The sequence below is a fragment of the Klebsiella sp. BIGb0399 genome (assembly GCF_003752615.1).
Lineage (GTDB): Bacteria > Pseudomonadota > Gammaproteobacteria > Enterobacterales > Enterobacteriaceae > Klebsiella > Klebsiella lignicola.
Genome location: NZ_RKHT01000010.1, coordinates 65,513 through 77,881, shown reverse-complemented (window position 1 = coordinate 77,881; position 12,369 = coordinate 65,513). Strand labels below are relative to the sequence as shown.

Sequence of the window (12,369 nt, the reverse complement as noted above, 5' to 3'; positions counted from 1 at the left end):
GGCGCTTTAGTTTTTATACGTCATCTTCCAGCAGTCGCGCCCCTGTCCCCTCTTCGCCCAGTTTATCTCCCGGGTTACGCAACGGGCAGTCGCGCCGTGACAGGCAACCGCAACCAATACAGCCGTCCAGTTGATCGCGCAGCGCGGTGAGGGTATGGATGCGGCGGTCCAGCTCTTCCCGCCACTGCGACGAGAGCTGCTTCCACTCTTTGGCGCTCAGGTTATGCCCCTCCGGCAATACGCCAAACGCATCGCCGATGGTCGCCAGCGGGATACCGATACGCTGGGCAATTTTAATAATCGCCACCGCGCGCAGCACGTCACGTCGATAGCGCCGCTGATTGCCGGTATTGCGCTGGCTGTGAATCAGCCCTTTGCTCTCGTAGAAATGCAGAGCCGAGACGGCAACACCGGTACGTTTTGCCACCTCGCCTGGGGTCAGCAGCATTTTAATGCGGGTCGATTTCTTTTCCATAAAGCGCTTTACCTCAAGTTAACTTGAGGAATTATACTCGCCCACAGACAAAACGACGAATCGAGAATTGAGAGAGGCCGCTTTATGTCCCATCAGGATATTATCCAAACGCTTATTGAATGGATTGATGAACATATCGATCAACCACTTAACATTGATGTAGTCGCCAGAAAATCGGGTTACTCGAAATGGTATCTTCAGCGGATGTTCCGTGCCGTGATGCATCAAACGCTGGGTGATTACATCCGCCAGCGCCGGCTGCTGATGGCCGCGGAAGCGCTCAGAACGACGCAGCGACCGATCTTTGATATTGCGATGGATCTGGGGTACGTGTCGCAGCAGACCTTCTCACGGGTGTTCCGCCGGGAGTTCGATCGTACCCCTAGCGACTACCGCCATCAGATTTCTGCCTGACCTTTCAGGCGCTGGGGCTGAGCAGCCTGGGCGCGTTCGCCAGCCACAGCCTGAACTCCTGCGGCGGCATCGCTTTGGCAAAGTGCCAGCCCTGGCAATACTGCACGCCACGCTGTCGTAGCCAGTTCACCTGCTCTATCGTTTCCACCCCTTCGGCAACGGTCTTTAAATGCAGGCTGCGCGCCATTTCAATAATATGCTCGACGATCATGTAGCTGGTGCTGTTGGTCGTCAGCGTATCGATAAACGACTTATCGATCTTGAGGATATCCACGTTCAGCAGGTGGAGATTGTGCAGGTTTGAATAGCCGGTGCCAAAATCATCAATGGCAATTTCATACCCGGCTTCACGGAAGGCCTGGATCACCGGCATGGATTTGTGCACGTCGATAAACCCGCGCTCGGTCACTTCAATTTTAATCTGGTCGATACTTACCGCGTAGCTGCTGGCCTTTTCACTGATTCTGGCGATCAGCCTTGATGAGTAAAAATCCGTGGCCGACAGGTTAATGGCGATATACAGATGAGGATGGCGGGAGAGAAACTCCCCCAGTTCAGCAAACAGTTCATCCACCACATAGTCGGTAATCTGGGCGATCATCCCTTCGCTTTCCGCCAGCGGAATAAACTCCGCCGGGCTCATCACCGGCCCCTCACATCCCGGCCAGCGCAGCAGCGCTTCGGCCCCCACGCAGCGGTTATGTTGAATATCGATAATGGGCTGGTAGTGCAGGCGCAACTGGCGGTGGTTTAGCGCCCGCTGCAGCATATTGCGCGGGGAATCGTATTGCTTACGGGTTCGCGACCAGACCAGTAAAATCAGGAGGCTGCAAATAAAGCCCAGCGGCAGCGTGACGGTGAGCTGATCGAAAAAGACCTGATAATAGCTGGCGTACGACGTGGACATGATCACCGCGATGGGGCGAATGGTGGAGCGAGCCACGGTATAGACCCGGTTATCCTGGCGGAATAAGGCGCTGTCGTGTCCTACCAGGCTGTGCAGCAACCCGGCATCAGCATTTTTGCTGGTAGAGAAAAAGAGGTTAGTTTTGGTATCGAACAAGCCATAGGCTAAATCTTTATCGCTGGATATTAAGGAGCTGTAGGACAGAGGATTAATAACCGCGACGTAGTGCCCTTTTTGCATATAGGTCATGGCAAAACCAGGATAGAAAGGCGTATCCCGATAATAGTAAATAGCGACATCGGGCGCTTTTGTATAATTTGCCGCCGGCGTTCGCCACGGGGTCTTCGGGTGAACCGAGGTGGAACAATCAAACTGCGTCCCGTCAGCGTAAATTAAATCATCGACGTAAAGCAGACTGCGCACGATCCCCAGCATATATTGCTGGTGCTCGGGAGAACAGATTACCCCTTTATATTGCAAGGCCTTTTTACGTGCCAGCTCGACCTCATCAACCACCAGCTCCGTTTTTTGCAACGCCAGCTGCGAGAACGAACGGAGGCGATCGCCGGTTTCCGCTTTCGCTCTCAGCTGGGCAAACCACAGCGCCAGAACGATGGGCAGTAAGACCACCAGGGCAAGGCCCAATATACGCAAGGGCTTGCGCAGCGTGCGACGATTCATTTCCGTTGTTTATCCATGCGATATGCCTTAATCACGGTAAAAGATCACACCCATTGTTTACAGCAGTGACTATTTTTAGCAATCAGCCAGTTGGTGTAAAAACCCCATCGTCAATAATGATGAATAATACTAAGTTCGCGGGCAATCGAGAAACTTTCTCGGCATTATGCGAGCCCGACCACTCAGTAATTCGGTTTATCCGTATCATTGCCGAGAATAAATCATTAAAACCGTAGATAACGTTCATAAATAATAAGTCAGATACCGCGCCAATAACCATATCAATAATATGGTTTAAAAACAGATAAAAAAACGCGCATTTTGGACTGGTGAATAAAACAGCAAATGTGATATAGTTCACACAACTTAGTGAAACAAGAACACTGTTTCATTACTCCCCTGATTGCCTAAAGATAGCCAGAGCGCCACGTCATCGTCAGTCTCGCCAGGTTGTCAAAGGCACCCGATCTTTTTGAGGATGAGGTTGATGGCTTCCATTACTACCAGTGTCATACTGTTGCGCTGGCCGCTAGTGAGCGCGGTTTTGATGTTTTTGGCCAGCTCGATGAACATTCAGCTACGTAAAAGTGACTATGCCGGTTTAGCGGTCATTTGCAGCTGTCTTGGCCTGGCTGCGGCCTGCTGGTTCGCCACCGGCCTGCTGGGTATCACACTGCTGGACGTCGCTAAAATCTGGGGCAATATCAAAGACGTGATGATTGACGTCATGAGTCAGACGCCGCCGCAATGGCCGATGGTCATGACCTGATTGCCAGACCATCTAGCGAAAAGTGCTGACGCCGTCTATTCGCAATCCTTTGATATCTTAATAAATTTATCGTTGTAGATAATATATTTATTGCCAGGCTGGCGCAGTGCCGCCTGGCGAAGCACATCTCCAGGCCGCAAATACCAGGCCTCTCCCTCTTCTTCCGTTGAGTCGCACCCGGGTTTAATCAACAGCTTAAACCAGGTATTGCCGCTGTTGCTGAGACTCCCCGCTTTGGGATCGAAGGCCCAGCGAAACTGCACCTGCCGCGGACGCACCACCAGGATCGTCTCCATCACCACGACCGGGTCGATACCGACCATTCCTCCCGCCGCATTACGCGCGACGCGATTGCGCGTTGGGATTTCACGAAACGACACCCGGTAATAACGTTCGCGGTTATCCTGTGGGCCATGATAATAAAATTTAAAATACTCGCCCTGCCCGGCCTGTAACGTCAGCTGGCGCGGGGCAAACAGTAGTTCGCCATCCGCAGGACGGGAGCGCACTTCATTGCCGCCAGGACGGTCGATGCCAACCACGGAGACCTGATACAGCCGCGCGCTCTTATTGTTATTCAGGACCCGTTTAGCAACAAATTGCTCCTCAGCCCCCAGCGAAAAGGTCAGATTGCCGACGGAAATCGCCTGGCTCACCATCGGCAGCCCCAGCAACAGTAACCACCCGGCGACTCTGAACCGCTTAATTAATATTGCGCCACGTCGCCTGAACATGAATCTCTCCTGAAGCACTTACTTCGCCAAACCAGCCCTCGTCATTAATGGTTCTTAATGAGATCGCATCGTTCATCGGGATGGAAAATTTAACCGTTGTCTTATTCATCACGCCAACATCGCCGGACGCATCGGTCCACGGCGTCGTCAGCCACAGCGCATCCGTCATATCGTTCCAGTGACTATCGCAGCCGGCATCGTAGGTTTTGATCGCGCCGCTTTGGGTGGTCAGCGAGAGCTGCGCCGGGAAAGGCACCTTTGCCGTGCCATCTGCCGAGCTAAAAAGACAGTACGAACGACCGGCAATGGACTGCGTCGGGCCGTCCACTTTAATCAGGACCTCATCGGCGGCGGTCCTGCCGCTGGTGGTCACAATGTAGCCAAAATCAAGCGCTGGCTCCCCGGCCCCGACATTGCCTTCTCGCGATGGCGAACTGGTGTACTCATCCGAAATAATGCTGATGCTGAAATCACGCGGTTTGATAATCAGCGAGTTAGAGGTGGAAAACTCATACCAACCGGACTCCGGCGAGGTGGTGTTCTGGAAACGAAAGTTAAACAGATCCTGGGTGTTGATATCGCTGATCCCCTGCGCCACCATCTGCTTAAAGAAGTTGCTGGAAAAGAAGATGTAGACCGAATCCGAGGCTTTCATTTCGTTAAAGGTATAGTAGTAAGCGGTGCCGCTGACCGGCTTCCAGCTGTTGCCGTTGAGGCTGAACTGCATATCGTAACTACCCACCGCCGAGGCCAGCGAGGAGTTGCTAATTGCCGGGAAGATATGGATCGAGGTATTGCTCAGCCCGTTATGCTGCAACGCGTAGTCGACCATCTTGCAGCTCAGTCCGCTGCGGGTGCCAATGGTCTGCTCCTGACAGTTACTATTTCCTTCCCCCAGCGTCGGGATCCCATCGCTGTTGATAAACACTTCGGTCAAGGAGTGCGTATTGATGAGCTTTAAGCTTGCCGCTTTGGTGTGGGTGACTTTACGCACATACCAGGCACCGGATGCCTGGTCCTTACAACGTGCGCCGCTGGTGGCATCGTAGGCGACGGAGGTCTGACAGGCATTGATGGTCATCGACATGCTACCGCCCACCGGCATCTGCTGGAGATACTGATAGAACGAGTCCGACATCATGCCGTGCATCCATTTTTGCCCGCCGGAGGTGACTTTCGCGCCATAAAAACCGTTAGCATCGGTGACCTGCGGCAAAATCAGGCTGGTACCCATATCGCAGCCGGCATACCAGTTAATACAGCGCAGTCCGCTCAGGGGATACGATACCGGGGCGTTTTCCAGCCACATATCGAACTGCCAGTTGGCGACAAGGCCGGTATTATAGCCATTGTCGATATAGCCCAGGCTCTGCTGATAGATGGTGCCGCTGCCGGTATATTTCAGCCCGGTCCAGCGGCTGGCACCGGTCATACGCGGGTCCAGCACGCCGCCCGGCGTGACGAAAAAGTTATCATCCGAGTTATTTTCTACGAACACATACTGCACTGCCGCTGCATCCGCCCAGGTTGTTTTCGTTACTGCAGCCCCGGCTCGCGAGGCATATAGCGCCACCAGCCCCAGGCCTATCAACGCAAATCCTTTAACTTTCATGTCCTTCTCCTGCCTGCTGCGTGCTGGCGTAAGTTTTCAGGCCAGCGCACACCACATCGCCAACCCAAACCGCACCGCGCGCCTGGCTGATGTTCAGTCCGACTTCACAGCTCTGGTTGTTGCCGTAGGTGAAATCTATCGTCGGAAATTTTTTATCCACATCCATTACAAATCCGCCGCTGCTATCGGTGCGCGTACGGCCAATGTGGTTATTGATATGCGCATTCGCCAGCAGCGTGCCGTCTTCGGCGCGAATGCGTCCGGAAACGGTCACCATCTGCTTCACTTCCGGCTCGATCACCGCCACGTTGCCCGGATAGAGCGTCAGGCGGCTCTTGCGGTTGCTGACGATGTCGTAGCTGTCGAGCGAGTTTTTACTGTTCTGCAGTTCAACGTCGTAGCGGCTGTAAGGGGAAAGCGGCAGATAGTTGCGCTTGCCGCTCAGCTGATAAACCCGCCCGTTGACCTTCGCGCTCAGCTTGCCGTCGTCATCAAGGCCGGTGTTGAAAATTACCCCCGCGTTGCCGTCGGTACGCCCGCTGGCGGCGATATTGCGCCCCTGCCAGCCGACGCTGCCGTTGGCGGTAAGGTTGGTGTTTACATAACCGTCGGCACCGCTGTTAATATTCAGCGTACCGTTGGCATAGCGCGTATCAAACTGGGCATAGGCGCCGCCGCTCAAGGTTTTGTCATCGCCGGTATCACCGGAAATCGCCCGGGAAATATTGGCGCCGAGGGTGCGCACAACCCCCTCATCAAACTGTTTTCGCGCGGCGAGGTTGGCCATGGTGTAGCCGTTCTGGTGAGTCATGCCGGCGCTGAACCAGTTGCCCAGCGGCAGTGAGAAATCGAGCGCGACATATTTTCCGGTACTGCTACTGCTGTTACCGTTGTTAAAGCGCTGAATACCCGCACGCAGGCCCAGCGAGCCGAAAGCACCGCTAAAGAGGGTCTGGTAATAATCGGCGGTGTAGTAATGGCTGCGGTAGCGGCGGTCATCGTTGTAGCTGAGGCTAAACGTCCCCAGCTTCGACCATAACGGGTTCAGGTTAAGCGTCCCGCCAATGGCCCGGTTATCGGCATCGCTGCGGCGCAGTTTATCGCCGATAACGGTCTTTTCCTGGTTCACCCAGATCGTGCTAAATCCACCCGGCAACGAGGCGCTAATGCTACCGATGCTGCTCCAGGAGCTATCGCTGGCCAGCATATTTTGCAGGTTAACGTTGATCGATTCCGTCAGCGGCATCGTCAGGCGCGTCTCGGCGACCGCGTTGTTATCGTAGCCATAGCCGGTTGCCGCCCAGCTGAAGGTCCCGACAGCACCGGAAGTGGACGCCCCCGCCAGCCAGCTCTCTTTCGCGGGTTTGGTCTTTTTCCCGCTCTCTGACCAGCGATCCATATGAAAACTGCCGCCCCACAGCTGCCAGGCCAGAGGGGCTCCCGCCCCGCGTCCGCGGCTAAATAACTTGTTCACCCGCTGCGTGCGTTTCCCTACCACCCGGCCATTGACGATCACTTCAACGTCAACATCATAAATGCCGTAGGGCAGTCCCCGGGTATCCACTTCGTGGTTGCCCATCATAAAGTTCTGCACGCTCAACAGGCGCCCTTCGCGCGACAAATGCACTTCACCCGCCGCCGGTAAGAACGCGACGATCGGCGTGGCCGACTGGGAGTTATCAAACACCGTGGAGCTGGCCTGGTTTCCCCACGAGGCACCATAGATTTTGCCGGCGGAAATGGCGGTCATCGGCCCCAGGGATTGTAAATTCCACGTATCCAGCATCCCGCCGGCAAAACGATGCCCGGCGAAATCGCGCTCATACATGGCTTTATAAATTTCGCTATCCTGACTGCTGGTGCCGGCGCCGTACAGCGAGCCATCCAGCACGATATGGTGTTCGCGCAGTGAGCTCACGTTATTCAATGACAGATAGCTGGAGGTGCTGTTGTCGCCGTTGCGCATCTGATTGTTATAGACGCCGAGGTTATAGGTCAGGCTGCTGCTGATATGGTTGACGCTGGACTGGCCGATGTCTTCGCTACGCGACTGGAGTACGGTTCCCAGCGCGGCGCGTTTCACCACCAGTTGCAGCAGCAGCTGGCGCAGGCTGAGCTGCAGCTGAGCATCTGCCGTAAGCGTAATATGCAGGTCGCCGTCGAAGGATTCATTCGCCAGGGTGGTCAACATTTTCCGGGTGGATTCGTTGACGCTGGCGTTGTCTTCGCGCTCTTCCAGTTGAATATGACGAATGCGCAGCGCGCCGTTGTCCAGCCAGATAAACGCGCTACCGAGTCGCTGATCGTTCTGGGTCCCCTGACTGCCTTCCAGGTGCAGAAACAGCGGGATGCTCATCCCGTCCTGTAACGCCTGACGGAATGCCTGTGGGATCACCACGCCACCGATTTGCTGCACCTGCTGAGGGGCAGCATTCACGCTAAACGGAACAACAAGAATGGCCATACCATAGGCAACGAGCATTTTCAGCTCAGGGGAAATCCGTCGTAAAGGCATAACCTTATCCCGCCAGCACAATTGTTATTTTACAGGAACAAACTGCTCGCCTTGCCAGAGTGCAACCCGTCCTTTTTTATCGGCAACATTCACGCGGGTGAAACGGCGCTCTTTACCGGGCATGAGGAAATAGTTTTCTTTGCATTCTTTGCCATCTGCCGGCTTCAGGCAGGGGCCATACGCCAGGATGCGCAACGTGGCATTGCCGGTGTTCACCAGCTTTCCATTGGCATACTGATGCTGAAAATTCACTTTTCGCGGCGCGACGACCAGGATGGTCCCGATACGCGCAGAGGCCGTGGCGACCGCGCTGCGGGTGGTACTGTCACGCTGCGCATCGCTTAACGCCTGATCGAACCAGACGATGCGGTAGTAGCGCTCTTTATCGTCTGCCGGTCCCTTGTAGAAAAAGCGGATGGCATCGCTGCTCTGTGCGGGCAACAGCAGGCTGGCCGGGGTGAGCAACACTTCACCCTGCACCTCCATCGGGATCACGCTGGCCCCTTCAAGCGGCGAGGAGAGACGTTCAATATGAATATTGATGAGACGCCCGCTCTCGGTGGTGTTTTTGATCTCTTTGCTGAGGACACTGCTGCCGCTGTTCATAAAGGAGGAGATATCGCCGACATCCAGCGCCAGAGCCGGCATGATGGCGCAAAAATAGAGGCTGATAGCCAGAATGCGGTTTTTCATAGGAATTCAGTCCGTGAAATAAGCAGGGGGAAAACCCCCTGCCCGGTGTGACAGAGGAATCAGCTGGTCCAGGTCGCGTCGAACTGAACGCTGACGTCCCCGCTCCAGATCCCTTCCGGCAGCGTGCTGTAATCGGTGACGGCAGTGGTACCATCGGTGGTGCCGCTGATGATGGAGAAGTTAAAACCATCCTGAGCAGTCGCACGGCCAGCCTGGTTGTAACCGTTAGCCAGCGCGCTGAGGTTGCCACCCAGTACACCGTTGGCGGTGTCAATCATGATGGTATCGCCAGATTTCTCAACGGCAGTACCGTTGTAATCAACGCCGACGTTCAGCGTAGAACCGGAGGTATCCAGCTGGGTCAGGGTGTTGGTAATCAGACGAGAAGTCAGTTTAAATGCCGTCGCTGTGGCATCGCCTTCGATTGCGACATCAAACAGCCCTTTCTGCGAGTTAAAGCCTTTGATCCCTTCGGCATACTGGAAAGCCAGGCTGCCAAGAGGAGTGACAACCAGCTTGCTGGTGGTATCTTTCTTCGCCGTTGCCGACCAGGTTGCCATGGCCTGAGCCGTCACATCTGCTGCCTGAACCGCGCCCACACAAAAAGTAGTAACCAGCGCTGCTGCTAACATTTTCAATTTCATATTCATCACCTGATAATAATAAAAGGCGTTTTATCGCCCGTACTGTTCCATAGCACTTTATGGAGTATGTCCGCTTAAAAACCTGAGGTTTTTAAGTACAGAGGTTCAATTAATTCTAAATATGCGTTGGCCGGCGGGAAGGAAATACAATGACCTCAGCACCCGCCTGGTGACATTCAAATAAAAGCGATGTTGCGCCCTGATGCTGGCAATATAAAACGCATTAATTTCAATATCGTCACTGTGTTATTATTTAACAACCCGACCTTATTACTGGTATTACTTTTATGTAAGCTCACCGTTTTGATACTCAGCCCGAGGATTTCAGAAACGTCATGAGTCACATTTCCGGTGAGCATCAGTGCCATTATTTTTTCTTCACGCTCGGTGAGATTCCGTTTCCTGACTTTAAACTTATTAAGATTAAGGATGCTCTCAACCGTTTTAACGCTCGCATTTGCCGATAAAAAACAGATGTTATTGATGTCAGAAACATCACTGACAAATTTCGCATCGGGTGCCACGATGACCTTCGCCGGGCTATTCGATAAATAGAAGCGATACGCACAGAGCATTTTATCTATCTGCGAAAAATGGATAATCACATAGTCTTCCGCACTCAGTCTTTTACACTGGAAGCGTGCAAACTCGCTATCAACATTGTCGATCCAGTCAACAAAACAGTCATCATTGGCAATATTCAACAGTCCCTGTAAATAGAAATAGTTATCGGTTACGATCAATGCAGCCATGATGACAGTGCCTCTATTCCTTCGAGTACAGTAAATAATCCGTTGAACAATTCGTCTGAGAACCATTCACCCAAGAGAGCAAATGCTCATGCCAGTATTTTTACTTTTCTTTTATAAACAGTGACAAAACATCACCGTTATTTTTGGTACGGTAAGGCCGTTAGTTCTGATACACAAATAGTAAACGCAACGCTTAATTTTTATTACTCATAAAATCATGAAGTGCATAAAATTCACATCTGTTGGATTTTTGTAAAATCATAACCAATTGATTATACTGAATAAATACCATGAAATTTAACATTTAAAAGCATCTTTATAACATACCTATTGCTGGATTAAGATTATTCTTAGTCATGGACGAATGTCAGATCTACGCTTTGGTGCTAGTATCGCTGGCATCAAACACCAGATAAATGACACAGTGGTAACTATTCTCACAATAAGAAAATATATATGGATACTATCTACGTTATCGACAACGTGCTGAAATTCAATCCAGCAACACATACTCTTCACGCGATAAAGACCGATAAAAATATCACTCTGGCAATACCTGCAAGCCTTTGCTTTTATTTATTAATTAAAAACAAGGGTAGAATTGTCACTCAGGCCGAGCTACTACAAAATGCCTGGGGAGAAAGGGGGATGAACGTCACACCAAATACCCTACATCAAAATATCTCTTTGCTGCGTAAATCGTTAAATCGCCTGGAGGTGAATGGCACGCTGATTCAAACCATTCCCAAGCGGGGATTTATGATTGCTGATGAGACCAGTATTTTGATTCAGCAAGAAGTAAGTAGTGGTGAAACTGATAGCGATACATCGCAGGACACGCAGGCGCTGATAACCGTACACAATAGTCACGAAGAGATCGCGCCAGCATCCACTCCTGCGCCAGCGCCAGCGCCCGCGAATGACAATGTCAAACCTGTCGCGATGCTCGCGGTTCTCAACACATCGCTGATGAATAAAAAAGCTCGCTGGGCCCTGGCTGGGATAATATCGTTGCTGATTGTGCTATTACATATCGACTTCGATCAACACACCACCGGCGATGCGCCTTTCACCGCGTATACCCTGATCAGCGCGGCGAATAACTGTAAAATCTACCGCAATGAAGATTTGCGGTTTGATACGTTCTATCTCGATTTTCTTAAAGCACATCACATTACGTGCTCAGATGGCCGGGTTTTTTATATGACCAATCACTATCCTTCGAGCAGGACCTCGGTGATCTCCTGTCGATACCCCATCGCATCTAATAAAAAATCGTACTGTATCTCTGACTACTACTTAAAATAACAGACTATGAAAACACGAAAAATAATAAAAATTATCAGTAGCAGCGTTCTCATCGTGGCAATAAGTATTGCCTGCTATTATCTGTACTCGCCCGATGATGATGACACCATTAACTGTACATCGGCGCTGTCCATTATCAATGGCAATGAGAAATACGCTTTCTCGGTCACCTTCTTTGCCAGCAAGGGAGATGGCCTGATGACCTTCACCGGGAAAAATGGTGATGTCGTAGATAACATCAGCATCAGGAAGCATATCTCTTACACCAAGGATAAAAATGATATCTACATTTTTAAAAATAGTGGTGAAGATATCCGTTCGCAAATACCCTTAACCGATCATAAATTCGATGAGATCTTGCCGCCGTTCTTTACCGGAATGAAAAATGAAGATGCGTTTATCATCCGGATTATTAAAATAAAACATGGATCATGGCTGTTTATGTCAACCAATACGCCCTATTTTATCTGTGAGACCCCGAACAGCTAATGCTTTTGCCGTTAGCTCTGGGGCTGATAGTGTAAACTGCCAGGGCATCGTTTGACCGCACAATGTGGCTGATAGCAACACCCATCACGCATCGTCGCCCCAAATTCATAGGGGCAAGATGGCCGCTCTCGCAACGTCTCCCACTGCGCATGGCTATAGGTTGAGATATTATAAATGTTGATATAGTGATATTTATCATTAACTAATACCTTCGATGAATACAGTTTCATGGATTCACCCGGTAGCAATAAAATATCAGCCTCATACCATATGATGAATTTTAAAAAACGTAAGCCAGAGATACTCGAAAATGCCACCCCTGAATGTGGGCAGATGATGGTGTTCTGAACCGTCCATTTCATATTGCATCCTTTGG

General features: G+C 51.6%; 13 protein-coding genes. 4 read left to right on the top strand and 9 right to left on the bottom strand.

Annotated elements, in window-relative coordinates; translation table 11 throughout:
* Positions 1 to 13: 13 nt before the first annotated feature.
* The gene (gene soxR, locus EDF82_RS22805) at positions 14 to 475 is read right to left on the bottom strand and encodes a redox-sensitive transcriptional activator SoxR (RefSeq protein WP_123757765.1); all 462 of its coding nucleotides are present in this window, start codon (positions 473 to 475) and stop codon (positions 14 to 16) included.
* An 84-nt stretch (positions 476 to 559) separates the two neighbouring features.
* Between soxR and soxS the strand changes: the two genes are divergently transcribed.
* The gene (gene soxS / locus EDF82_RS22800; RefSeq protein ID WP_123757764.1) at positions 560 to 889 is read left to right on the top strand and encodes a superoxide response transcriptional regulator SoxS; all 330 of its coding nucleotides are present in this window, start codon (positions 560 to 562) and stop codon (positions 887 to 889) included.
* A 4-nt stretch (positions 890 to 893) separates the two neighbouring features.
* Here the strand turns inward: soxS and EDF82_RS22795 are convergent, their stop codons facing one another.
* On the bottom strand, positions 894 to 2,477 hold the full coding sequence (locus tag EDF82_RS22795; protein ID WP_123757763.1) for an EAL domain-containing protein: 1,584 nt from the start codon (positions 2,475 to 2,477) through the stop codon (positions 894 to 896).
* Positions 2,478 to 2,964: 487 nt separating this feature from the next.
* Between EDF82_RS22795 and EDF82_RS22790 the strand changes: the two genes are divergently transcribed.
* On the top strand, positions 2,965 to 3,246 hold the full coding sequence (locus tag EDF82_RS22790) for a YjcB family protein (RefSeq protein WP_123757762.1): 282 nt from the start codon (positions 2,965 to 2,967) through the stop codon (positions 3,244 to 3,246).
* Between the two features lie 35 nt (positions 3,247 to 3,281).
* On the opposite strand, the gene EDF82_RS22785 is transcribed toward EDF82_RS22790, so the two are convergent.
* The 6 genes from EDF82_RS22785 to EDF82_RS22760 all read right to left on the bottom strand — a co-directional run bounded on the left by EDF82_RS22785 (position 3,282) and on the right by EDF82_RS22760 (position 10,196).
* Entirely contained in the window at positions 3,282 to 3,980 is a 699-nt protein-coding gene (locus EDF82_RS22785) for a fimbria/pilus periplasmic chaperone (RefSeq protein WP_123757761.1), read from the bottom strand.
* Positions 3,949 to 5,592, bottom strand: coding sequence for a hypothetical protein (locus EDF82_RS22780; RefSeq protein ID WP_123757760.1), 1,644 nt, complete (start codon positions 5,590 to 5,592; stop codon positions 3,949 to 3,951). Before EDF82_RS22780 ends, EDF82_RS22785 begins: the two co-directional genes overlap by 32 nt.
* Entirely contained in the window at positions 5,582 to 8,107 is a 2,526-nt protein-coding gene (locus EDF82_RS22775) for a fimbrial biogenesis outer membrane usher protein (RefSeq protein ID WP_123757759.1), read from the bottom strand. Before EDF82_RS22775 ends, EDF82_RS22780 begins: the two co-directional genes overlap by 11 nt.
* A 24-nt stretch (positions 8,108 to 8,131) precedes the next feature.
* Complete coding sequence (locus EDF82_RS22770; RefSeq protein WP_123757758.1) at positions 8,132 to 8,800, bottom strand: hypothetical protein; 669 nt, start codon at positions 8,798 to 8,800, stop codon at positions 8,132 to 8,134.
* Between the two features lie 59 nt (positions 8,801 to 8,859).
* Positions 8,860 to 9,444: a common pilus major fimbrillin subunit EcpA gene (locus EDF82_RS22765; protein ID WP_123757757.1), complete on the bottom strand. Its 585-nt coding sequence runs from the start codon at positions 9,442 to 9,444 to the stop codon at positions 8,860 to 8,862.
* 176 nt (positions 9,445 to 9,620) lie between these two features.
* On the bottom strand, positions 9,621 to 10,196 hold the full coding sequence (locus tag EDF82_RS22760) for a LuxR C-terminal-related transcriptional regulator (RefSeq protein WP_123757756.1): 576 nt from the start codon (positions 10,194 to 10,196) through the stop codon (positions 9,621 to 9,623).
* 456 nt (positions 10,197 to 10,652) lie between these two features.
* Here EDF82_RS22760 and EDF82_RS22755 point away from each other — a divergent pair, with 456 nt between their 5' ends.
* Together EDF82_RS22755 and EDF82_RS25535 are read left to right on the top strand one after the other, a co-directional pair.
* Positions 10,653 to 11,504, top strand: a complete 852-nt coding sequence (locus EDF82_RS22755) for a winged helix-turn-helix domain-containing protein (protein ID WP_123757755.1) — start codon at positions 10,653 to 10,655, stop codon at positions 11,502 to 11,504.
* Between the two features lie 6 nt (positions 11,505 to 11,510).
* Positions 11,511 to 11,993 carry a hypothetical protein gene (locus EDF82_RS25535; RefSeq protein ID WP_227540163.1) on the top strand — a complete coding sequence of 161 codons (483 nt, stop codon included), beginning with the start codon at positions 11,511 to 11,513 and terminating at the stop codon, positions 11,991 to 11,993.
* An 11-nt stretch (positions 11,994 to 12,004) separates the two neighbouring features.
* On the opposite strand, the gene iraM is transcribed toward EDF82_RS25535, so the two are convergent.
* Positions 12,005 to 12,355 (bottom strand): anti-adapter protein IraM, encoded by a 351-nt coding sequence (gene iraM / locus EDF82_RS22745; protein ID WP_123757972.1) that lies wholly within the window; start codon positions 12,353 to 12,355, stop codon positions 12,005 to 12,007.
* Positions 12,356 to 12,369: the final 14 nt, after the last annotated feature.